The sequence below is a fragment of the Aquimarina sp. MMG016 genome, from assembly GCF_018100805.1.
Classification (GTDB): Bacteria; Bacteroidota; Bacteroidia; order Flavobacteriales; family Flavobacteriaceae; genus Aquimarina.
The window spans coordinates 84,882-107,363 of sequence record NZ_JAGJEA010000004.1 but is presented as its reverse complement, the minus strand read 5'-3'; the positions used below and the strand labels follow the sequence as shown (position 1 = coordinate 107,363).

Genomic DNA, 22,482 nt, shown 5'->3' with positions numbered 1-22,482 from the left:
TAAATTACAACACCCTTTTTTTATATTTTTCAATTTCGATTAATCCAATATTACTATGAGAAAAATACTTTTTGTCCTGTTCATGATCTTTATTTTAATATCATGTAAGAAAGAAAAGAAAGCACAATTACCAAAAGAAAAACAACCCAGAGTAGTTTGGCAATCATATGATGAAACCCAGGATTTGGCTGCTACTCAAAAGCTGGAAAAAGATAGAATGCATCTTAAGCTGGTTAATTCTAAAGTTCTCGATAAAAATGATATTTGGAAAATATTAGAACCTGAATTAGATTATTTCACAGAAGAAAAATATAATAGTTTAAAGGAGTTCATCTTAGAAAAAGATATTCCTTCAATTCAGCAAAATGTTAAAGATGGTAAGCTTACTTATGAAGAGTTGACACTGTTTTATATATATCGAATCAGAAAATATGAGAGTGATAATGGTTTGTCCTTAAATGCAGTAATATCACTAAATCCTGAGGTGGTAAATCAAGCGAGATCGTTAGATGAAGCTGATAAATCAACAATTGACATTAATTCAGTATATGGAATGCCAATTTTATTGAAGGATAATATCAATACAAAAAAAATGCTTACTACAGCTGGGGCAATAGCATTTCAAAATAATAGTACTGAGAATGCATTTATAACGAACAGGTTGTTATTGAATAACGCATTGATTTTAGGTAAAGCAAATCTTAGTGAATGGGCGTATTTTCTATGTTCAGGATGTCCTGTTGGGTATAGTGCAATAGGAGGACAAACACTAAATCCTTATGGTAGAATGGTTTTCGAAACAGGAGGTTCTAGTTCAGGAAGTGGTGTTGCAGTAGCTGCTAATTTTTGTGTTGCAGCGGTAGGTACAGAAACCAGTGGTTCTATCTTGTCTCCATCTAGTCAAAATTCTGTAGTTGGTTTAAAACCTACTATTGGTATGTTAAGTAGAACAGGTATAGTACCTATATCAAGTACTCTGGATACTCCTGGTCCTATGACTAAAAGTGTGGTTGATAATGCTATTTTATTCAATGCAATGCTTGGCAAAGATATCTTGGATAAGTCTTCTATAGCTGCAGGAGGAAACTTTGTACCCGCAACAATAACAGCAACTTTAGAAAAAAAACGCTTTGGAGTAATCAAAGAATATCTTAAAGATCCTTTGTATAAAGCTGCGGTAGATAACATAGTAGCTGTCGGTGGGGAAGTAGTAGAAATAGAGCCAGAGCAAACCCAGTTACCAGGATTTCTTACTATTCTTAATATAGATATGAAAAATGATCTCCCAGAGTATATTAAAAAGCATGCTGGGAATGATGTGAAAATAAAAAACATAGAAGATGCTATTGCATTTAACCAAAAAGATACTTTGATAAGAATTCCTTATGGACAACAATTGTTTGAAGGAATTATCAAAGATGAAACAACACCAGAAGAATTATATAAGATTAAAGAAGACTTGCAGAAGGTAGCTCGTAATTATTTTGATCAACATATAGAGAAGCATAACTTGGATGCCGTATTATCAATTAACAATTATCATGCAGGCTATGCTGCTGTAGCTAAATACCCTGCATTAACCGTACCCATGGGGTATACAGATAAAGGAGAGCCCAAAGGGCTAACATTTATCGCTAAGTCTTTTTCTGAAGCTAAATTATTACAAATAGGATATGCCTATGAGAAATTAACAAAAGAACGTAAGTCTCCAGAAAAATATAACTAATTTATAAGAAGATTAATCTTTTCCCATAGCTCATTATCGAAACTCGATGGACCTAGTAAGGTTTCTCCTGAATCATCACCCATTCTGACAATGACCAGATTTTGGGATGGGACAACATATAATTTTTGATCATTTGCTCCTAATCCGGCAATAAGATCGTCAGGAGCGTTCGGTATTAATTCTCCTGCAAACTCGGTTTCTAAAGATGGGGCTCTAAAGCTGTTTTTACCATTCAACCACCATAAATACCCGTAAGAAAGATTTAGATCTTGAGAAGTGTTGATCATATCGTTAAAATAAATTTGATCGGTAAGAATATCTTCTTTTTCCCAAGTTCCTTTGTTTAGGTTGAGTAAACCAAAACGAGCCATACTCCTTGCTGTGCTATAATAAATATTTAGGTAACCAAAGCTTACCCAGGAACCTTGCATTCCAATTTTGTTTTTCAATTTTAAATCGAAATAATTTTCAAAAGGTTGATTTACTGCTCCTGATATAATATCTGTCATTAGGGTGTATGAGGCATTATGATAATACCAAAAACTACCAGATTCATTAAGATACGTTAGGCAATCTATATCTGTACAATTCAGATTGGTAACGTTATAATCAAGTCCTGTAGTCATAGTTAAATGATTTCTTACAGTAATTGCATTTTCTTGATCTGTAGTGATATCTGCCCATCCACTTCCTAAATATGTAGATGAAGTTTTGTTGATGTCCAAAAAGTCTTCTTGTTGTGCTATTCCTGCCGTAAAAGCAGTAAGTGTTTTTCCTGCGGAAAACCAAGGGTTGTTATCTGTTGCAGTTGTGCCATTGAAGTATTGTTCTATAACAATTCTTCCGTTCTTGAGAATGATGAACGCCTTAGTTCCTTTAGCTTCTAGAAAATCATATAGTAATTGTTCTTCATTAGGATTCCATCCTAAATCTACAACAGAAATGGTTTCCCAGTTACTAGAGTTTATGGGTGGAAAATATAATGCAGAAGAGTCAATAGGAGTTGGCTCTGTTATGATATTACCTGAAGTTTCGTCTGAACAAGAAATGGTAATACTCAGAAATACTAACACAAATAAGGTAATTATGCTTTTCATAATCTTGGGGTTTTGGAGAATTGGACTCTGTAATATACAAAAGGTTTAACCAAAGAGAAATTTTAACATATAGAGTTAGTGATATTTATGGCTTACACTAAGACTATTCATTGTATCTTTGCAAACCTTTATCCGGAAGATATGAGAACAAAGACTTTAAAGAAGAATAAAATCAATGTAGTTACATTAGGATGTAGTAAAAATGTCTATGATAGTGAGGTGTTGATGGGACAACTTCGTGCCAACAATAAAGAAGTGGTTCACGAAGAAGAAGGTAACATCGTAGTGATTAACACTTGCGGTTTTATTGCTAATGCAAAAGAAGAGTCTGTAAATACTATTCTGGAGTACGTTCAGAAAAAGGAAGAAGGAGTTGTAGATAAAGTTTTTGTTACTGGATGTTTGTCTGAGCGTTATAAGCCTGACCTCGAAGAAGAAATCCCTGATGTAGATAAATATTTTGGAACAACTGAACTTCCGGGATTGTTAAAAGCATTGGGAGCGGATTATAAACACGAATTAATTGGTGAACGGTTAACGACTACTCCTAAAAATTATGCATATTTAAAAATAGCAGAAGGTTGTGATCGACCTTGCTCGTTTTGTGCAATACCTTTGATGAGGGGTAAACATAAATCGACTCCCATAGAAGATTTGGTTACAGAAGCTGAAAAGTTAGCTGCTGATGGAGTTAAAGAATTGGTACTAATTGCTCAAGATTTAACATATTACGGGTTGGATTTATATAAAGAGCGAAAACTAGCTGATTTGCTTAGAAAATTGGTTAAGGTAGAAGGAATTGAGTGGATTCGATTACATTATGCTTTTCCTACAGGTTTTCCTATGGATGTTTTAGAAGTAATGAATCAAGAGCCTAAAATCTGTAATTATATAGATATCCCACTTCAGCATATATCTGATCCTATTTTAAAATCCATGCGTAGAGGAACCACCAAAGCTAAAACAACTAAACTTCTAAAGGAGTTTAGAGAAGCTGTTCCTGAAATGACAATTCGTACAACGCTTATCGTAGGGTATCCCGGTGAGACAGAAGAAGATTTTGAAACGCTGAGAGAGTGGGTTCGCGAAATGCGATTTGAGCGATTAGGATGTTTTACATATTCTCATGAAGAAAATACCCATGCTTTTAATTTAGAAGATGATGTTCCAGAAGAAATAAAAATTCAGCGAGCTAATGAGATTATGGAGATCCAATCTCAAATTTCCTGGGAATTGAACCAACAAAAAATAGGACAGGAATTCAAGGTGGTAATTGATCGTAAAGAAGGGCAATATTTTATTGGTAGAACAGAATTTGATTCTCCTGATGTAGATAATGAGGTATTAATTGATGCTTCTAGGTTTTATTTAAAGACCGGAGAATACACTAACGTAAAAATTTACGAGGCGGAGGATTTTGATCTATATGGAGAGGTTATATAATTCTCTAAAATTAAAATCTCATGTAATAGGAAAATAAGAATCAATAGTGCTTTCTAATTTCTCTACAGTTAGTGGTTTTTTTAAAAACATATTAATTTCGGGTATCTGATTTGCCGCAAATTCGTCATCAGGATTCGCACTTGTAGTAAGCATAGCTATAACGATTCTTTCTTTTTGCTCTTTAGGAAGTTTTTTATATTCATTTATAAAATCCCATCCATTCATTCCAGGCATGTTAATATCTAAGAAAATAATACCAGGGCGAGGGTATTTTTCAGCAGGGTTTTTGGACATTCCTTTTAGGTAGCTTAAAGCTTCAATAACAGAATTATTTACTTTTATTGCCACATCAATATCAGCGCGTTTTATGACTTTTTTATTAATGAAATTGGTAATTCTATCGTCATCCACTAGTATTATGCAATCTAAGCCGGTTACTTTTTTCATGATTTTTGAAGATTTGAATTAATTGTAAAATAGAATATACTCCCTTTACCTGGTTCTGATTCTACCCATATATCTCCATCATGAAGGTCTATAATCTTTTTGCAGTGAGATAACCCTATTCCAGATCCAGGATACTCTTCTTTGGAATTTAGTTGCTGAAAAATTGTAAAAATCTTATTAGTAAATTTCATATCTATTCCAATCCCATTATCTTGGATTTTAAATTGCCACATTTTTTTTTGGTTTTCAGAAGAAATTTTAATCAAAGTAGGGCTGTCTATTTTTCTAAATTTAATAGCATTACTAATTAAATTTTGAAATAATAGTCTTAATTCTGTTTTGTAACCCTTTATTAATGGTAATGAATCAATTTCAAATTTTACGTTGGCTTCAGAAATTGAAGATGCTAGATCCTTGATAACATTGTCTAAAATGTCGTTACAATTTATGTCTTCTATTTCTGATTTTTGACCTAATCGACTATAGTCTAATAAGGCAGTAATCAATTGTTTCATTCGCTCAGTGGATTCATTAAGAAAGGCAAAAGATTCTCGACCTTCATCATCTAAAATATTTGAATACTCTTCAGTTAATATTTCTGTTAATCCGGTTATGGATTTAAGTGGTTCTTGAAGGTCATGAGAAGCTATAAAAGTGAATTGCTCTAGTTCTTTATTTTTGTTTTCTAATTTCTTCGTGTATTTTGCAGAAGCCTCTTCTGCTTTTTTTCTGGAGGTGATATCAATTACCGAAGCTAGTACCATTTTACCATCATTGGTTTCAATAGGATTGAGTCCTATCTCTACTGGAAATCTATTTTTGTCTCTATCAATGGCATATAAATCTCTACCGGCTCCCATAGATCTAATTTCAGGATTTTTTGAAAATTCTTTTCGATATTTTGGGTGGTTATCTCTTACTTCAGATGGAAGTAATATTTCTATTTTTTGACCAAGTAGTTCATCGCGATGGTATCTAAATAATTTTTCGGTTTGTGTATTTACTAGTTTTATAACTCCTTTTTTATCAACTAATATCATAGCGCTTGGAGCAGATTCTACAACTAAACGAAACCGTTCTTCTGCTTTTTTTCTTTCAGAAATATCGATGACGGATGCAAGAACTAGGTTGCCATCAACTGTTATGATTGGGTTAAGGCCTATTTCAACAGGAAACTCTGTTTTATCTTTCCTTATGGCAAATAAGTCCCGACCGATTCCCATCATACGAGCCTGAGGGTTTTTGAAAAAAGAGTGCATATATCCTGGATGGTACCCTTTGAATCTGGCAGGAATTAATATTTCTATTTTTTGTCCAATGATCTCAGATCTTTCATACTGAAATAATTTTTCGACGAAAGAATTAGTATACACAATCTTACCTTGTTCATTAACCAGGATCAATGCGTTAGGTGAAGCATCGACCATCAGCTGAAAAGTGAGTTCGTTGTGTTTGGGTGTATTATTCGATGTACTCATCAATAATTAGTTTAAATTTTTTAGAAAAACTGACTATAAACTATTTTGATGTGTTTACATTTCGAAGATAGTAAAATTATGTTGAAGTTAAGGGAATTTTCCTTTATAGGAACCTCTTTTTTAGAAAACAAAAAGAGGACATCCAGTCCGGATATCCTCATGAATTTTGTAATAGACTCTTAATTTTTTTGGCTAACTCAAATTATAACAGAGAACTATTGTTTGCTAAATCGGGGGCAAAATTACATTAAAAAATGTCTGTAAAATCATAATATCTTACAATTAATTAGTTCTAACAGCTTTGTAACCAGTGTTAGGTGTATAAGATTTGTATTGTTAAGTGAGAAATACTTAGAATTGTATGATGATTCAATATATTATATACATAATTATTTTACTTTTCGTGCTTTTATTGAAGAATCATCATTGGATAGTTTTTGTTAAATATTAAAATAATTAACAATTTGATAATATTAGGGTGTTAAAAACATAAATGATTGTAAAATTCTAAACAAACGAAGCTTTTTTTAATAAATATTGATTTTTTATTTGGTTATTCCTTGATGAATTCAAGAATTGGCTTTAGTAAATTTTCGTGTAATGGTAGTTCCGGATTGTTATACGTTAATAAGTTTTTGTTAGGATCGGCTTCAGCTTTTTTTAATATGTGGTTCATTTTTTCAATAATTAATAATTTACTTTTTTTATTTGCATCAGCCATTTTTTTTGCTTCATCTACCGTGATTTGTAAATCTGTTGTGCCTTGAACCACCAAAATAGGTATGTCTAACTTGTTCAGTTCTTTCTGTGGATTTTGATTAATAAAAGATATTAGGTAATCCTGGATTTGTGGACGAAAAATAGTGTTTAGAAACTGCGGAATGCTATCTACTTTTTTACCATTTTTTATGGAGTCCAAAATAGGAAAAGCAGCTCCGGTTACAAATTCAGGTTGATTTGAAAGTTGGCGTTTAATAGTATTATAACCAGAGTCACTTAATCCGGCTAGAGATATAAATTTATGAATCTTTGCTTTCTGAGCAGCTAAAATACCAACTAAAGCTCCCTGGCTATGCCCTGCAATAAGTATTTGATCAAACTCTTTTTGTAAATAGTTGATGCAAGAAATCGCATCGTTTACAAAATGACCAAATCGTAGATCTCTTTCGGTAAATGACTCGTTTCTACTTTTTCCTACTCCTCTTTTATCATATCTCAAAGAAGCAATCCCGTTATCAGAAAGTGCTTCTGCAAGCATTTTTAGACTGTTATTTACATATTCTTGATTTCCTGCATAGGAGTTACCGTTTCGATCTGTATTACCAGAACCAGAAATAAATAGTACTATTGTTTTAGCATTATTGTTCGGATTAATTAATGTACCATGTAATATGAGATTATCAGTTTTGATTTCAATCTCGTTTTGGGCATATAAAATAGTTAAAGACAGAAATGAGAATAATAATAGTGTTAATATTGGTTTTTTCATCTAATTATGATTTTGGTTGTAATTTCTTGTAAATAGAGTAAGAGTGTATAACCGGGATAAGAATGAGCAGGAGTATAATTCCTAGTGATATTATCCAGGCTATTGGTTGTAACCTAGATATGATATTGACCAATATGATTAAAAAACCTCCAATAAACCATATAATGCTCCCAATATGATGAGTTCGTCTCCATACGGTTTCACTCTCTAAGGTCCAAGGAGTTCTAATACCGATAAAGTAATTGGGTTTTAGGCTTCTGAAATAATTTCCAAGTAAAATAAATAATAAACCCAATATAATACTTATGTAGTTCTTGAAATTAGAAATACTGTGAACGTTTATATATACTATCAAAATAAAAATCATTGCGATGATCACAGTCATTATAAAACGAAGATGATGATATTTGTTACCCATTTCTGAAATCCTCTTTTTAGGGTCAATATAAATTGCTGCCAAAAACATAAGGTAGGTTAAAATAGGAATGATAATCATTATACTCATCAGGTCGTTCTTACCACCCCATCTATCAGGTTCTCCATATATGTTATAATGCATTGGTATGCGATCGGGCATAATTTTCCAACTAAATATCAGATAAAGGATCGGTGATAGTATCAGAATCCAAAAAGGAATCTCCCTTCGTATTTGAAACTTCATGTTTTACTTCTTTTAAATTATAAATCCACTGAAATAATTCGTCTAAAACAGAGGTGTTGATGGAGTATATAACAAACTGTCCCTTTTTTATAGAAAGGATAAGTTCTGCTCTTTTAAGGATATCAAGGTGATGGGAGATACTAGGTTTAGATATCTTGAAATATTCTGCAATTTCTCCAGCGTTAAGGTCCTTTTCTTTAAGAAGAGTGAGAATTTCTCTTCGTGTCTTATCATTTAAAGCTTTAAAAACCGCATTCATATATTTAGGTATTTATACAAATATCTAAATATTATTTTGAAAATCAAGTGTTTTTCTGCAAAAACTAAAATTATGACGTTTTATAAATTTGAAAATCAAACATATATATTAATTTTCAGGAATACCCAACACATATAAAATCTGACTAGGTTTTCCTTTTGTAGTGCCGATTTCCCAATCAAAATGGTTGCTATTATCTAATTCTGAAGTCATCTTTTGAAGTTCTTTTGTTGTATACGTTCTGAATACAGAAATCACTCCATCCCATAAAATGAATAAAGGAAGGATTGGTATGATATAGGTAAATAATAATCTATCAAGTCTAAATGGTTTAATAAAAGGAGTCATTAATATAACCGAAATAGGGGATAGCAGCATAGGAACTAAACTTTTAATATCTCGTTGCTGTGCTTCAAAAATTCCTATAGGTTGATTAGTATCTACTGCATTCTGAAGGATGGCTTTTGCTTCACTAGGTCTAAAATGATGTAAGGATAAGAATTGTGTTCTAAAACCTTTTAGGTCGATTGGAACATTCATTGCATCCACGGGATCATTTATGTAATCAAAAGATCTGGGTAACTTAGCTTTTGTTCTTTTAAAAGCTGCAGTATTTGGGTAATAGTCTGATAATGTAATTTTTAAATCTGGATTGTCCTGAACTAGATGTTGGACAAGTTTTAACCATCCTCCGCCACCTCCAGAAGCCAAATCAATGATTCTATTGGTTCCCGAATTTTGAATTCCTTTATTAAGAATGGGAACGATACTTTTATAAATGTCGAATGTGTTAGCACCGAATTGTAAAAAATCAGTCATATAGTTTCGGATATTCTTGGGAAACCATTGAAGATCTTCAAATTCGAAAGCGTGTATTCGTTTCATCTCGAATCATTTATATGTAAAAATAAATAAATTGGTTTATAAGTTAAATCACTTATTGATATTTGTCTGCAGCATAGTGATATGAGTCATTTATCATACTTTCTAACACATTCATATCGATATCAGAAAGTTGCTTAACATACAAACAGGATTTTCCGATTTTATGCTTGCCTAGCTTGGATAAAAATTCTTCATATCTATCAAAACCAGCCATTATATATATCGATATGTTTTGTGATCGAGAAGAAAAACCGGTTAATAGCCAATCACCCTCGGTGCCACTTTCATACCTATAATGATAACTACCAAAACCTACAATGCTATTTCTCCATATCCTAGGCTCTTCTTTAGAAACTTTTTTCATCAAATCTAAAAGTGTTTGACAATCCTGTTTTCTTTGGTCATTTTTTATATCATTTAAGTATTCCTCGATATCCATTACTGCTGTATTTTATGTGAAATGTCATTTTTTGAATCGTCTAAAATGCTTAAAACTTTTCTAACTCTAGATCTGATAGAGGCACTTTCTGTTTGCATAGCTCTTTTGCATAAAGATCGGAGTTCAGATTCATATTCTGGGATATGTTTAGAGACTTCATATAAGCCTTGATATGACCAGGCCCGTACAAATTTATTATCGTCATTAAGACATTTTCTTACAAACTGATCTACAGGATTAACAGTATTTTTTGTAATATGAATTTTTGGTAACAATTGTAGAATATGCAATTTTGCTCCCCAATTCTTTAGTTGATTAATTGAACTTAGTAATTGATCTGCTAGACTTTCGGATAAACTTTTTTTACCATCATAATGATGTTTGATGATCCAGGTTGTTGCAGTTTGTAACTCAGTTTGCCCGTATGTAATCTCAATCAGGATATCAAAAAACGTATTATCATCAGCATATTGATCATAGCAATTGATAAGATATTCGATATGTTTACCATCCCAGTTGTTTAATATCTTGACAAGTTGGTTTTTCATTTGTCTTTTAATGCATTATTTGACTCATTTAAGATAGTGAGTTTTTGCCATATTTTTCGACTTAAGCCAGTTGTTAACACTTCAATTTCATTAACTGCTCTTACTACAGCTTCATCGGGTAAACTTTGTGAATATAAAGCAGCTACCTTGCCAATCAATGCTGTTGCTTCAGAGCAATAGTCCAAATATCGCTGAAGTTCAAACTTGGTAAGCGTTCGTTTAGGAGAGTTTTCAGTTGCGGATTGTGGGGAGTCATTTACATAAGGGTCTTTGGTTAACTGGTGCATATCAATGACATGAGCTATTACACGTAATTCATTAAGTGATTTTAACGCTCGTTTGGTTTTTAATCTGGATTCTAATGAAACCAAAAAGAAAATAGCAGCTCCTAATAGTATTATATCATTAAAAATAGCTTCAGAGACTGCAACCACGTTAGCAAGTGTGGTGTTTTCAAGCTTTAGGTCAATATAAGTTATACTATATAGTAAACCTCCTAAACCTGTAGCAATAATAACATATGAGAATATTCTTAGCGGAATGTTTGGGGAAGAAATCCAATGAATATTTTGTTTACTTTCCTGTGCAGCTGTCAAAAACTGAAGACAAACTTCTTTTAAACTTGAATTAGGAAATCGATCTGAGATACGTTTTTCTAATAAGTCTATTGTTTTAATGATTTTCTCTGGCTGGAGATACATCATAGATACATTTATTTTTTATTAGTCTATAACAAACTTACTATTTTATTTGTCATGGAATGGGTTTGATAAAATTGGTTGAAAATAACTAATTGAAATTCAATTGGTTTTGGAAGGATTTCAGAGTGTTATATAGTTTGATTTTTTCTCTATATCACTATATAATTTGTGTAAATAAGTTTATTTTTGTCTTCGAAAAATTAAGTCATTTATATGGGTGGTCTTTTTTCACTCTATATTAGGTTTTAAATTATGAATCAAGAAAAAATATCTAAGATTTTTATAGTGCTATTTATGGCTATTATAATAGTTCCTTTAGCGTGTTTTATATTGAGAATTAAAATAGAACCAATAAATAAGAATGATAAAAAGATAAGCCTAAATTTCGCTAGAAATTTTCCGTTAAAATCAGACTTATTTGATGCTTTTGCGGTAATCAAATCCGATGTTTTTGATACAAATCCTATTCCAGGAAGAGCTATAGACATGAAAAATGGATGGAAGTTTTTAGGGAATGATTTTAGTAATGCTTTGTCAGAGTCTAAAGGTTTAGTGGTATTTACTAAATCTGAACTGGTAAAATTAAAAAAGAGCTTAGAAAACCGTCAAAAGTGGTTAAATGATAGAGGTATTAAGTTTTATGTAGCTATAGCCCCTAATAAACATAGTGTTTATGGAGATATGATTCCTATTGCTAAAGCTTCTAACAATACAAAAAGAGAACAAGTAGATTCTATTTGTAATGTATTAGGAATAAATTATATTGATCTAGGAGCAAAATTTCCTAAAAATAGTAAGATCCGATTATATCATAGGACCGATACTCATTGGAATGATTATGGTGGTTTTTTTGCACATGAGTCTACAATGGAATTGATTAAAAAAGATTTTAAAGATTCTAAGTTCAATACATTTACATTAGATGACATGGATATGAGGGTAACAATTGATCCTATTGGCGATCTTAATCAGATGTTACAGCTTAAAAAAAATGAAGAATATATTCGTTTAGATTTTAAAGAACCAGAACAAGCTATCCAGTTAGAAAAACAATTACAGGTTCCCAGAGATTATCATAAAAATCCATTGTTCTATGAAACCAGATATAAGAATGATATTAATGACTTAAAAGTATTAGTTTTTAATGATTCATTTTTTGGCTACTATAGTAAATATCTAAAGGAAAATTTTGGTAGCTCCGTTTTTATCTGGAATTATAAGTTTGATAAAGAAATTATTGAAAAAGAAAAACCGGATATTCTGTATCACGAAATTTTAGAAAGAGATGTAGATTTTTTAATAGACAATTATATACCTCGTTAAGTGACTCTAATTTTTAACGATCCCTAAAATATGTTTTTATTCTTTTCCATTTGGTTTTAAGTTTATTTTCTTTTCGTAATATATATTCAAGATCTTTTTTATAAATCATTTTGTTATTATCCAGAATTGTTACTATATCTGAATCAAACAGTTTAGAGGATGTAAGTAAATCAATAGCATTTATTGTTCCCTGTAATCTTTTTATATCACTTTTAGAAGACCATACACTACTATCGTGTATTCTGTAAACCGCCATGCTATCTGCTAATTTCTTAGCTTTTTTGTTTTTTATAGAGATCATGTATAGAGACCAATCTCCAAGAGGAGTTTTAAAGAACCAATCCGGAATCTCAAAGTTATTCCGTAACATTACTGTTGGAGTATGCATGAAGTTGCCTTGAGCAATATCATTGATAGTGCTTGTGTTTGGAACCTTTCGTGTAATAGTATCTTCTCTAAGTTTATTATTTTCTAAAACCTGTGCTTCATGATAACAAATATGATACTCCGGGTTAGTGTCTAAGAAGTCAACTTGCTTTTGTATTTTTAATGGATCAGTCCAATAATCATCTCCTTCGCAAAGAGCAATGTATTCTCCGGTGCAACTTTTTAAAGTATCAATAAAATTAGGCATCATGCCTATGTTTTTATCTCTAATCTTGAGATTGAATTTATCAGGGTAGGTCTTTTTATATTCGAGAAGAATCTCTTTGGTGCTATCCGTAGAGTTATCCTCTCCAATTACTATTTCATAAGAATGATCTGTCTCTTGCATCAAGATGCCTTCAATAGTATTCTTTATAAATTGTTCATGATTATATGTTATAATAGCAATCGAAACTTTCATGTAGTTAGTTCTGTTTTAAAATTTTTCCGGGATTGCCTACAATCATAGTTCCCGATGGAACATCTTTTGTAACAACCGAACCTGCACCAATAATTACATTATCTCCGATCTTAATTTTAGGCAATATAATAGCTCCTGCACCAATACTTGTTTGATTACCTACAAGAACGTGGCCCAGTAATATAGCTCCGGGAGAGATATCACAAAAACTACCAATAGTAACATCGTGGTGTATCATTGCTTTGGTGTTAATTAAAGTTCCTTTTCCTATTTGAACACTATTACTAATAAATACACCTTGCATGATATTACAACCATCACTAATTATAACTTCATAATTTCCAATAATGGCATTTGATGCGATAATAGATTTGTAGATACCTCCTTTTTCTTCAAATAGTTTAACAACTCTTTTTCTAGCGATGGGATTACCAATGGCTGATAAAAAATAAGGATCCTTTTCAAAATTTAGAGAATCTATTGAATGTATTATTGGGTATTTGTCAAATAGGTAATCTTCTGATGGTTTTGAAACATTATCAAAAAAACTAACTTTTGAAGTATCTTCTTTAGATTCTATAATTTCTAAAACCTCTTTAGCATGACCTTTAGCACCTATAACTATCATTATTCAACTTGTTTTATAGTATCACAAATCATGGTGACCTCCTCCATGGATAATTCAGAATACAAAGGTAAACAAAGAATTCTACCTGATATTTTTTCGGAGATAGGCATAGGTTTTTTATGTTCTAGGTAAGGTAATTTGTTCAATGATGGATAAAAATATCTTCTAGGAAAAACCTCTTTTTTTTCTAAAGATTCTAATGTGGCTAACAAAAGTTCTTCGGTTTTAAATAGAACTGGCAGATATGAATAGTTCATACTCGCGCCATCTCTTATTTTCATAAATGTTAAGAAATCTGTGTTTTGAAGCTGTTCCTTATAGCATTCACTGAGAGCTTTTCTTTTGTTAATAATGGTGTCCATATACGGTAATACAGAAAGTCCCATAGCGGCTTGCATTTCGGAAGCTTTCGCATTAATTCCCAAGCCGTGATATTCTAATGGTCCATTATGCCCGAAATTATGATGATAATATAAAGTGTCAAAAAGTGTTTTGTCATTTGCGAAAATTGCACCTCCTTCTCCAGTGTGAAATAACTTGGTAGAGTGAAAACTTGTAGTGCTAACATCTCCATATTCGAAGATAGATTTATCTTTATACGTAACGGCAAAACAATGTGCGGCATCATAGATCACCTTTAGATGATATTTTTTTGCAATTTTATCGATGGTCTCAACATCACAAGGGTTCCCAAAAACATGTGTTGCTAAAATGGCTTCTGTTTTATCAGTTATAGCAGCTTCTATTTTAGAAGGGTCTATTGTGAGGGTATCTTCTTCGATATCTACAAAAACGGGAGTACACCCTTCCCAAACAATAGAGGATGTAGTGGCTACATAGCTAAAAGGAGTAGTAATAACTTCTCCCTTAATGCCTAAAACCTTTAAAGCAATTTGTAACGGCAGTGTGCCATTGGTAGTAATAAAGAAATTAGAGGTATTTAGATAAGTTGCTAATTTTTCTTCTAATTCTAATAGTAATTCCCCTCTATTTGTAACCCATTTTTTATCCCAGGCTCTTTGCAGAATCTTTTGATATTCGTCAATTGGAGGTAAAAATGTTTTGGTTACATTGATCATTTAATTTCAATTTGATTAATAGATAGAATATCTTATAAAAGTAAAAGATACAAATTAACTGCTTTTATTGTAAAAAGGTATAAGGTATCTGAAATGAATGTTAAATATTTTAAAGTCTTTTTACTACTCCTAATGAAAAACTCAAAGTCTCAGTTTTAAAATCTGAGGTATCTTTGAATAAAGTAGTAAGTCCTTGGTTATATTGTGATATGAGTTGGATTGCATACTTTTGATTGATATTATATTCAACTCCAATTCCTAATTTTCCGCTAGAAATATATCTTTTATCTGTAAATTGTTCACCAGGCGCAAATTCTCTATTACCATTAATTATGAATTGGTTGATAATTCCAATATCAGCTAAAACTTTAATTTTTAAGAATGACAAGTAGTATCTAACGCTCAAAGGTATTTCTATATATCTGAGATTAATTTTGTATGGACCTTGTAAGAAACTTTGCCCTGGTGAAAAAGGAGCTAAGCCGTCATAGTATATAGCGGTAAAATCGTAATTAGAATAGCTAATCCCAGAATTAATAGAAAAGTTATTATTAAATTCATATTCAATACTCGTACCTATACTATAATTTATTTTGTCGTAATCTGTTAAGAATCCAAAAAATTGGGATTTGTAAATATAATCAGGACCTAAGTTTTTGTTTAAAGAGTAAAATATTCCCGCTCTGAACTCACCAGGAATTGTTTTTGATTCTTCTTGGGCAAAAGAGTTAGAAAATATTGAAATAAATAGAATAAATAAAATACCTTTTTTCATGTTTGATTGATTTTTGATTGAAGCCGCAAAACTATAAAAAAAGAGTACATATATCTGTAGGAAACTAAAGAATATATGTACTCTAAAAAAAAGTTTATATTACTTACTTAACCGGAAATCCTCTATCCTTCATCAACGCTTCAATCTTAGCGTCTCGACCTCTGAATTTACGATATGCTTCCGCGGGATCCATCGCATTACGAGGTGCAAAAAGGTATTTTACCAGTTTAGCTGCTACTTCTTTATCATAAAACCCTCCCGGAGCCTCTGCAAAAGCCTCTGCAGCATCAGAAGTCAATACATCTGCCCACATATATCCATAATATGCCGTAGCATATCCTTCACCAGAAAATACGTGACCGAAATGTGGTGTACGATGACGCATCACTAGTTCTTTTGGCATATTTAGCTCTGATAGAGTTTCTTTTTCGAACTGATCTACATCAATATTAATAGGATCTGCCAAATGAAATTTCATATCCATTAAAGCAGAAGCTAAATATTCTGTAGTGGCAAAACCTTGGTTAAAGGTAGCTGCTTTTTTAACCTTATCAACTAATGTTTTTGGCATAGGTTCTCCAGTTTTATAATGTACTAAATACTTGTCGATTACTTTATCTGTAGCTAACCAGCGTTCTAATAATTGAGACTGAAATTCTGTATAATCTCTTACCCCTCCATTTAATGTAGGATACCTCACTTCTGAAGAAAAGAAATGCAAAGCGTGACCAAATTCGTGGAAGAACGTTTCTGCATCATCCCAGGAAACTAAAACAGGTTCTCCCGGAGCTGGTTTAACAAAGTTAGAATTATTAGATCCCAAAACGGTTTTCTTACCATCAAAAGTAGTATGACTTCGATATGTATTAGCCCAGGCTCCGGAGCGTTTTCCTGTTCTGGCAAAAGGATCCAGGTACCACAATCCAATATGTTCTCCAGAATTTTTATCGTTTACTTCCCAGACTTTTACATCAGAATGAAAAACAGGTACTTTACCATCTTCAACCGGAGTGAACTTATAACCAAACAATTCTCCAGCAACAAAAAACATAGCTTCTCTTAAGTTATCCAGCTGTAAGTATTGCTTAACTTCATCAGAATCTAAATCATATTTCTTTTTACGAACCTTTTCTGCATAATATCTATAATCCCATGGTTCGATTGAAAATCGATTTCCATTTGCATCTGCAATAGCTTGCATATCCGCAACTTCTTCTTTTACACGGGCAATAGCAGCAGGCCAAACAGCATTCATCAGTTTCATGGCATTCTCTGGATTTTTAGCCATACGGTTTTGTAGTCGCCAATCCGCATAGTTATCATAACCTAGTAAACCTACTCGTTCCTTTCTTAGTTTTAAAATTTTGGCAATGTTCTCGTTATTGTCTTTATCATCTCCATTGTCTCCACGAGAGTAGTAGTTTCTCCATACTTTTTCCCGGATATCTCGTTCTGTAGAATATTTAAGAAACGGATCCATAGAAGACCTGGTATTGGTTACTGCATACTTACCTTCTTGTCCACGATCTGTGGCAGCTTTTGCATAAGACTTAATCAAAGGCTCAGACAAACCACCTAATTGATCTTTTGTAAGATAAGTTACATAGCCTTCCTCATCTGCTAATATATTATTAGAGAAGTTTGTGTATAATTCTGATAATTCTTTATTGATTGCTGCATAACGTTTCTTTTGTTCTTCATCTAATTCAGCGCCATTCATTGCAAAACTTTCATAAGTTAATTGAACTACACGTTGTTGATCACCTTCTAGAGGTGTTTTTAACGAGTTGTCATATACTGTTTTAATACGTTGAAATAACTTCTCATTCTGAGAGATTTTGGATTGAAATTCTGATAGTTTGGGAGCCATTTCTTTTTGAATTTCTCTAAACTCTGGAGAAGACATATTACTGCTTAAAATTCCGTAATACGTAAAAACTCTATTTAAATCTTGTCCTGATCTTTCCATTTCCACAATGGTATTTTCAAAAGTGGGAAATTCGGGATTATTAGCAATTTTGTCAATTTCTTTCAGATTGAGTTCCATTCCTTTTTCTAAAGCGGGTTTGATGTCTTCTACCTTCATTTTATCAAAAGCTGGAGTGCCTCCATAAGGGCCGGTCCATTCTGCTAATAAAATGTTATCCGTTATTTCGGGTTCTGATGTTGTTTTCACTGTGTCTTTCTTTTTATTACAACTGGCAAAAACAATGACAATAATTAATGCCAAAATTTTTAGAATTTCTGAAATGTGTTTTGTTTTCATTATGTTTGAGTATTTGAGTTTGTTAGTATTTGAGTGTATGAGTATTTTTTCGATAACTCACCTCTCACAGCGAAGCGTTCTCATAACTCACTGACTAAATCCTAAACTTATGGTTATTAGCAAAGAAAATAGCATTGACAAAAAACAGTTTACCATTTTCCCAGAAGGATCTGAATAGTGGATTGTCTACCATATATATAACACTACCATCACCTATTCTTGCTTCTCCAAAGACTAATGAGTTGTTCAATCCATCAAAAGCATCTTTGCCAGAAAAACCAGAAACGCTCTCCGGGGTTTCGATATAAGCTATGTTATAGCCATCTTGCAAGAATTTATAAGATGAACTTCCTAGTTTCAGACTAAAATAGGTGTCACTATAACCAAATGCCATGGGATGCGAGGAGTCTACTTTAGTTTTATAAATACTTCCGGTGATGAAATCTTTTACACTTTTACGTTCACGCTGATCATAAGGAGTTAGATTACCGATAGAATCTTTTTTCTTTTCTTCGGGTTTATTGCTTTTTAAATCAAAACCATCTTTACCCGAAAAAGCATTTACCGCATTAGCAATTGCAATTACTTTTCCACCACTGCTAACCCATTTTTGAATTTTTTCTAAAGCACTTTTATCCAGATACCCATTATAATATCCGTTAGGCATAATTAATACATCATATTTTCTGAGATCTACTCTTTTAAAATAATCAGTATCTATAGAAGTAATTGGAAATTTTAATTGTTGCTCAAAGAAATGCCAAATCTCGCCATAACTTAATGATGAAATATAATTACCTTTTAAAACTGCAATACGTTGATTATTGATCAACTTTACTTCTGGAGAACCGAAGTCGATACCATTAGAAGAAAAGCTTGTAGTAGTTGTATATAGCTTTCGATTGTGTTTATTAGCAATATCAATTACAGTTTTATCATATTCCTTAGTCTTGCGGTTATCACTTTTGGTAATCACTAAACTTCCTTTTTTGAAACTGTTTCCATTATTCGAAAAATCTTTCTCACTAAAACGAACCCTAATATTATGCTGAAGTAAATCTGCCATAAAAGCTGCATCATCCAAACTATTCCATTTAGTGATGTAACCGGCTCCAGAAGCATTTGCAGCATTGTTGATTATGTTTTGTTTTTTACTACCGTTGGTTGGAATCAATGAGGTTGAGGCAATAGCTTCTAATCCATAAGCGTGAGGAATACTCCAGGCTGTAATATCATAAGTAAGAGGATTACTTAACTTAGCATTGGGCTCAAAAAGTACTTTAACCATTTTGCCTTTGGGTTGATTAGTATTTACTACCAAAGCTCCGTTAGCATTTATAGACCCTTGTTTATTTTTTCTGAAATCAAATCCCGAAACTTTAGTAGAATTTGTGAATCCATATTTGATTTCGTGTTTATCCAGCAATCGGGTTAATGCTTCAATTTTATCAGCTTCGCCATTCAATACATAGCTTTTGTATTTTAATCCAGAATTATTAAAGAATTTTTTGAATTCAGAATTCAACTTTGCTGCATTTTTAGAAGAAATTTCTACTGTAGATAAACCTGTAGTTGTGTGATGAAGTGCACGGTCTTTTAGCGTTAACACATATCCTTCATCAGTTTGGATTCCTAATCCAGCCCTTCCGTGACCTGCTTGTTCATAAGTCATCCCAATAGCTCCCATAAAAGTAGGGTAGGTGTCACCATAACTAGGATACAATAAATCAAAACGTTCTCTGGTAAAAAACAGCCAACCTTCAGCATCAAAATATCTAGCATGGTTTTTACCAATTTGAGTTTGGAAATCACGTTGCCATGGTGTTATAATTTCGTGAAACGGCTCTGCTGCGGGAGCAAAATAATAAGGCTCGTTAATGCCTTGTTCATGAAAGTCTACATGAATATGTGGCATCCATTTGTTATACGCTTTAAGCCGTTGAGCGGATTCTACTTGTGTTGCCCATGCCCAATCACGGTTTAGGTCAAAAAGATAATGGTTTGGTCTTCCACCAGGCCAGGGCTCATTATGTTCAGTAGCATTTTGATCTATGTTGTAAGGTGTTGCCTTAGTCTGATTATACCAATTAGCATATCGATCACGACCATCAGGATTGATACAAGGATCCATAATCACCACAGTGTTTTGTAACCAATCCGCTTTTTTGGTAATCAATTCATATACAGTCTGCATAGCAGATTCTGTACTAGAAGCTTCATTTCCGTGTACATTATAACTTAACCAGACAATAGCAACCTGTGGATTGGCAGTTCCCTCTGCGATACCAATATTTTTCAGGTTATCTAATCTTATATTTTCAATATTTGCTAAGTTTTCTTTTGTAGAAACAATAGCATAGGTCAGAGGTCTATGTTCATTAGTTTTACCATAATTATGATATGTTACCATATCAGAAGTATTAGCAACATGAGTAAAATAATTCACAACATCACCGTGACGTGTAAATCGATCACCAATTTCATAACCTAAGAATTCTGCCGGAGATTGTAATTTGTTTTGTGAATACGTTAGCAACGAAGTTGCGACGAAGAGCGTAAAGAATAGTTTTTTCATTAATAAATTGAATTTTTAAAAAGGTAAAATACCGAGTTAAATTTAGGTTATAATTGAGATTAACTAAAATTTAGGATATGAAATAACCCATATTTATAAATTTCGGTATGAAGTTAAAACCCGGTAGGATAAATCAAAGCCGACTATTAAAAAAAATATAAAAAGGTAGATCAAATGGCAATCTGATGTATATTTAGCCTTCAAAATGATTATATATGCCAAGTGACTGTATTCCGTTTAAGGAAACTAATTATTTTTCATCATTAATTTGCGATTATTTAGAAGAAAAAGTAGAACTGCAACCATTCTATAATCGTTTTCCGAAGTTAGAGAATTTTAAAGCTCAGATAGAGGAGAAACAACAATCTTTTTCGGATGCTAAGCGAGAGGTGCTTGTTAAATCATTGCATAATCAATATCAAGGTTTCTCGGTTTCTGATCTTACCATAGAACATATAGAATTACTAAAAAAGAATACCACATTTACAGTAACCACAGGACATCAATTAAATCTTTTTACCGGACCACTGTACTTTTTGTATAAAATTATCTCTACAATAAATCTTACGAAATTTTTAAAAGAAAAATATCCTGAATATAATTTTGTGCCTATATATTGGATGGCTACAGAAGATCATGATTTTGACGAAATCAATTATTTTAATCTGTTTGGTAAAAAAATACAATGGAATCGAAACGATGGTGGAGTAGTAGGTGTTTTTGATACTAAAGGATTAGATAAAGTTTTTGAGGTTTTTTCTTCTGCTATAGGTTCTGGACAAAATGCAGAACAGCTAAAGTCACTTTTTCAACAAGCTTATCTTAACCGTAATACATTGGCTGATGCAACCAGATATCTTGCTAATGAATTGTTTGGTGAATATGGTTTAGTCATTGTAGATGGAGATGATAAGGATCTAAAAAGGCTTTTTATACCATATGTACAAAAAGAGCTAAGCGATCAAGTTTCTTATCATAAAGTATCCCCTAAAGCTGAAAAACTACAAAATGAAGGATATAAGATACAGGTAAATCCTAGGGAGATTAACCTTTTTTATTTGGCTGAAGGACTACGTGAACGAATCATCGAAAAGGAAGGAAGATATTTTGTAAACGAAACTAATATCTCCTGGAGTAAGAGTGAAATACTAAAAGAACTCTCTGAATTCCCTGATAGGTTTAGTCCTAATGTCATGATGAGACCACTATATCAAGAGGTGATTTTACCCAATCTCTGTTATATTGGAGGAGGAGGGGAGCTGGCATATTGGCTAGAGCTCAAAGATTATTTTGAAACTGTAGAAGTTCCGTTTCCCATGTTGTTACTTCGTAATTCCGCACTTATTCAAACTAAAAAACAAGCCGAAAAGATTAAGAAGTTAGGTGTTACTGATACAGAACTGTTTCTTAAGCAACACGAGTTGATCAATCGCAAAGTAAGGCAGATATCCAATATTGATATCAATTTTGATCCGCAACGTAAACACCTCCAGGAGCAGTTTCAGGGAATGTATGAACTAGCAGAGCAAACCGATATAACCTTTCTAAATGCTGTAAAAGCACAAGAAATAAAGCAGCTTAAAGGGCTGAATATGTTGGAAAAACGATTACTGAAAGCCCAGAGAATAAAACTGAGTGATCAAGTAAAACGTTTGACTACTATTCAGAATGAGTTATTCCCGAATCAGAGTTTACAAGAAAGGAGTACTAATTTCTCTGAGATGTATCTGGAGTATGGAAAAGAACTTATTCCTTTTTTGGTAGAACATTTAGATCCTTTACAAGGAGAATTTATAATTTTAAAGCAATGATTTAC

Annotated in this window: 19 protein-coding genes and 1 pseudogene; 4 read left to right on the top strand and 16 right to left on the bottom strand. The window is 32.4% G+C overall.

Annotation, left to right across the window (positions count from 1 at the left end):
* Positions 1 to 55: 55 nt before the first annotated feature.
* Entirely contained in the window at positions 56 to 1,726 is a 1,671-nt protein-coding gene (locus J8M14_RS09500; RefSeq protein ID WP_211074379.1) for an amidase family protein, read from the top strand.
* Here J8M14_RS09500 and J8M14_RS09495 read toward each other — a convergent pair.
* A complete protein-coding gene (locus J8M14_RS09495) occupies positions 1,723 to 2,823 on the bottom strand; it encodes a serine hydrolase domain-containing protein (protein WP_211074378.1) in 1,101 nt (366 codons plus the stop codon). The two genes, J8M14_RS09500 and J8M14_RS09495, sit on opposite strands and share 4 nt — an antisense overlap.
* A gap of 141 nt (positions 2,824 to 2,964) precedes the next feature.
* Between J8M14_RS09495 and rimO the strand changes: the two genes are divergently transcribed.
* Positions 2,965 to 4,266, top strand: a complete 1,302-nt coding sequence (gene rimO / locus J8M14_RS09490; protein ID WP_211074377.1) for a 30S ribosomal protein S12 methylthiotransferase RimO — start codon at positions 2,965 to 2,967, stop codon at positions 4,264 to 4,266.
* 18 nt (positions 4,267 to 4,284) lie between these two features.
* On the opposite strand, the gene J8M14_RS09485 is transcribed toward rimO, so the two are convergent.
* From J8M14_RS09485 to J8M14_RS09445, 9 genes and pseudogenes are all read right to left on the bottom strand, one after another.
* Positions 4,285 to 4,713 carry a response regulator gene (locus tag J8M14_RS09485; protein ID WP_211074376.1) on the bottom strand — a complete coding sequence of 143 codons (429 nt, stop codon included), beginning with the start codon at positions 4,711 to 4,713 and terminating at the stop codon, positions 4,285 to 4,287.
* Complete coding sequence (locus J8M14_RS09480; RefSeq protein WP_211074375.1) at positions 4,710 to 6,191, bottom strand: PAS domain-containing sensor histidine kinase; 1,482 nt, start codon at positions 6,189 to 6,191, stop codon at positions 4,710 to 4,712. Before J8M14_RS09480 ends, J8M14_RS09485 begins: the two co-directional genes overlap by 4 nt.
* A gap of 553 nt (positions 6,192 to 6,744) precedes the next feature.
* Positions 6,745 to 7,680, bottom strand: coding sequence for an alpha/beta hydrolase (locus J8M14_RS09475; protein WP_211074374.1), 936 nt, complete (start codon positions 7,678 to 7,680; stop codon positions 6,745 to 6,747).
* Between the two features lie 4 nt (positions 7,681 to 7,684).
* Positions 7,685 to 8,257, bottom strand: a complete 573-nt coding sequence (locus J8M14_RS09470; RefSeq protein WP_247672608.1) for an SdpI family protein — start codon at positions 8,255 to 8,257, stop codon at positions 7,685 to 7,687.
* Positions 8,258 to 8,348: 91 nt separating this feature from the next.
* Positions 8,349 to 8,600 (bottom strand): annotated as a pseudogene (locus J8M14_RS09465) (autorepressor SdpR family transcription factor); the annotation flags it as partial.
* A gap of 108 nt (positions 8,601 to 8,708) precedes the next feature.
* Positions 8,709 to 9,485, bottom strand: a complete 777-nt coding sequence (locus tag J8M14_RS09460; protein WP_211074371.1) for a hypothetical protein — start codon at positions 9,483 to 9,485, stop codon at positions 8,709 to 8,711.
* Between the two features lie 52 nt (positions 9,486 to 9,537).
* Positions 9,538 to 9,924 (bottom strand): DUF1801 domain-containing protein, encoded by a 387-nt coding sequence (locus J8M14_RS09455; RefSeq protein WP_211074370.1) that lies wholly within the window; start codon positions 9,922 to 9,924, stop codon positions 9,538 to 9,540.
* Positions 9,924 to 10,472: a hypothetical protein gene (locus J8M14_RS09450; protein WP_211074369.1), complete on the bottom strand. Its 549-nt coding sequence runs from the start codon at positions 10,470 to 10,472 to the stop codon at positions 9,924 to 9,926. Before J8M14_RS09450 ends, J8M14_RS09455 begins: the two co-directional genes overlap by 1 nt.
* Positions 10,469 to 11,176, bottom strand: coding sequence for a hypothetical protein (locus tag J8M14_RS09445; protein WP_211074368.1), 708 nt, complete (start codon positions 11,174 to 11,176; stop codon positions 10,469 to 10,471). The genes J8M14_RS09450 and J8M14_RS09445 overlap by 4 nt, the downstream gene beginning before the upstream one ends.
* A 249-nt stretch (positions 11,177 to 11,425) precedes the next feature.
* On the opposite strand from J8M14_RS09445, the gene J8M14_RS09440 reads away from it, so the two are divergent.
* Positions 11,426 to 12,496: a hypothetical protein gene (locus tag J8M14_RS09440; RefSeq protein WP_211074367.1), complete on the top strand. Its 1,071-nt coding sequence runs from the start codon at positions 11,426 to 11,428 to the stop codon at positions 12,494 to 12,496.
* Positions 12,497 to 12,509: 13 nt separating this feature from the next.
* Here the strand turns inward: J8M14_RS09440 and J8M14_RS09435 are convergent, their stop codons facing one another.
* The 6 genes from J8M14_RS09435 to J8M14_RS09410 form a co-directional block, all read right to left on the bottom strand.
* Complete coding sequence (locus J8M14_RS09435) at positions 12,510 to 13,343, bottom strand: glycosyltransferase (protein ID WP_211074366.1); 834 nt, start codon at positions 13,341 to 13,343, stop codon at positions 12,510 to 12,512.
* Between the two features lie 4 nt (positions 13,344 to 13,347).
* Positions 13,348 to 13,971, bottom strand: coding sequence for an acetyltransferase (locus tag J8M14_RS09430; RefSeq protein WP_211074365.1), 624 nt, complete (start codon positions 13,969 to 13,971; stop codon positions 13,348 to 13,350).
* A complete protein-coding gene (locus J8M14_RS09425) occupies positions 13,971 to 15,050 on the bottom strand; it encodes a DegT/DnrJ/EryC1/StrS family aminotransferase (RefSeq protein ID WP_211074364.1) in 1,080 nt (359 codons plus the stop codon). Before J8M14_RS09425 ends, J8M14_RS09430 begins: the two co-directional genes overlap by 1 nt.
* A gap of 109 nt (positions 15,051 to 15,159) precedes the next feature.
* Positions 15,160 to 15,825, bottom strand: coding sequence for an outer membrane beta-barrel protein (locus J8M14_RS09420; RefSeq protein WP_211074363.1), 666 nt, complete (start codon positions 15,823 to 15,825; stop codon positions 15,160 to 15,162).
* Positions 15,826 to 15,928: 103 nt separating this feature from the next.
* Positions 15,929 to 18,091, bottom strand: coding sequence for a M3 family metallopeptidase (locus J8M14_RS09415; protein WP_211074362.1), 2,163 nt, complete (start codon positions 18,089 to 18,091; stop codon positions 15,929 to 15,931).
* A gap of 94 nt (positions 18,092 to 18,185) precedes the next feature.
* Positions 18,186 to 20,666 (bottom strand): M14 family metallopeptidase, encoded by a 2,481-nt coding sequence (locus J8M14_RS09410; protein ID WP_211074361.1) that lies wholly within the window; start codon positions 20,664 to 20,666, stop codon positions 18,186 to 18,188.
* Positions 20,667 to 20,881: 215 nt separating this feature from the next.
* Here J8M14_RS09410 and bshC point away from each other — a divergent pair, with 215 nt between their 5' ends.
* Positions 20,882 to 22,477, top strand: a complete 1,596-nt coding sequence (gene bshC / locus J8M14_RS09405; protein ID WP_211074360.1) for a bacillithiol biosynthesis cysteine-adding enzyme BshC — start codon at positions 20,882 to 20,884, stop codon at positions 22,475 to 22,477.
* Positions 22,478 to 22,482 lie beyond the last annotated feature (5 nt).

Excerpts from the sequence above, each read along its gene's own strand:
- J8M14_RS09500 (WP_211074379.1), top strand. The coding sequence starts at position 56 with ATGAGAAAAATACTTTTTGTCCTGTTCATGATCTTTATTTTAATATCA.
- J8M14_RS09495 (WP_211074378.1), bottom strand. The coding sequence starts at position 2,823 with ATGAAAAGCATAATTACCTTATTTGTGTTAGTATTTCTGAGTATTACC.
- rimO (WP_211074377.1), top strand. The coding sequence starts at position 2,965 with ATGAGAACAAAGACTTTAAAGAAGAATAAAATCAATGTAGTTACATTA.
- J8M14_RS09485 (WP_211074376.1), bottom strand. The coding sequence starts at position 4,713 with ATGAAAAAAGTAACCGGCTTAGATTGCATAATACTAGTGGATGACGAT.
- J8M14_RS09480 (WP_211074375.1), bottom strand. The coding sequence starts at position 6,191 with ATGAGTACATCGAATAATACACCCAAACACAACGAACTCACTTTTCAG.
- J8M14_RS09475 (WP_211074374.1), bottom strand. The coding sequence starts at position 7,680 with ATGAAAAAACCAATATTAACACTATTATTATTCTCATTTCTGTCTTTA.
- J8M14_RS09470 (WP_247672608.1), bottom strand. The coding sequence starts at position 8,257 with ATGCCCGATCGCATACCAATGCATTATAACATATATGGAGAACCTGAT.
- J8M14_RS09460 (WP_211074371.1), bottom strand. The coding sequence starts at position 9,485 with ATGAAACGAATACACGCTTTCGAATTTGAAGATCTTCAATGGTTTCCC.
- J8M14_RS09455 (WP_211074370.1), bottom strand. The coding sequence starts at position 9,924 with ATGGATATCGAGGAATACTTAAATGATATAAAAAATGACCAAAGAAAA.
- J8M14_RS09450 (WP_211074369.1), bottom strand. The coding sequence starts at position 10,472 with ATGAAAAACCAACTTGTCAAGATATTAAACAACTGGGATGGTAAACAT.
- J8M14_RS09445 (WP_211074368.1), bottom strand. The coding sequence starts at position 11,176 with ATGATGTATCTCCAGCCAGAGAAAATCATTAAAACAATAGACTTATTA.
- J8M14_RS09440 (WP_211074367.1), top strand. The coding sequence starts at position 11,426 with ATGAATCAAGAAAAAATATCTAAGATTTTTATAGTGCTATTTATGGCT.
- J8M14_RS09435 (WP_211074366.1), bottom strand. The coding sequence starts at position 13,343 with ATGAAAGTTTCGATTGCTATTATAACATATAATCATGAACAATTTATA.
- J8M14_RS09430 (WP_211074365.1), bottom strand. The coding sequence starts at position 13,971 with ATGATAGTTATAGGTGCTAAAGGTCATGCTAAAGAGGTTTTAGAAATT.
- J8M14_RS09425 (WP_211074364.1), bottom strand. The coding sequence starts at position 15,050 with ATGATCAATGTAACCAAAACATTTTTACCTCCAATTGACGAATATCAA.
- J8M14_RS09420 (WP_211074363.1), bottom strand. The coding sequence starts at position 15,825 with ATGAAAAAAGGTATTTTATTTATTCTATTTATTTCAATATTTTCTAAC.
- J8M14_RS09415 (WP_211074362.1), bottom strand. The coding sequence starts at position 18,091 with ATGAAAACAAAACACATTTCAGAAATTCTAAAAATTTTGGCATTAATT.
- J8M14_RS09410 (WP_211074361.1), bottom strand. The coding sequence starts at position 20,666 with ATGAAAAAACTATTCTTTACGCTCTTCGTCGCAACTTCGTTGCTAACG.
- bshC (WP_211074360.1), top strand. The coding sequence starts at position 20,882 with ATGCCAAGTGACTGTATTCCGTTTAAGGAAACTAATTATTTTTCATCA.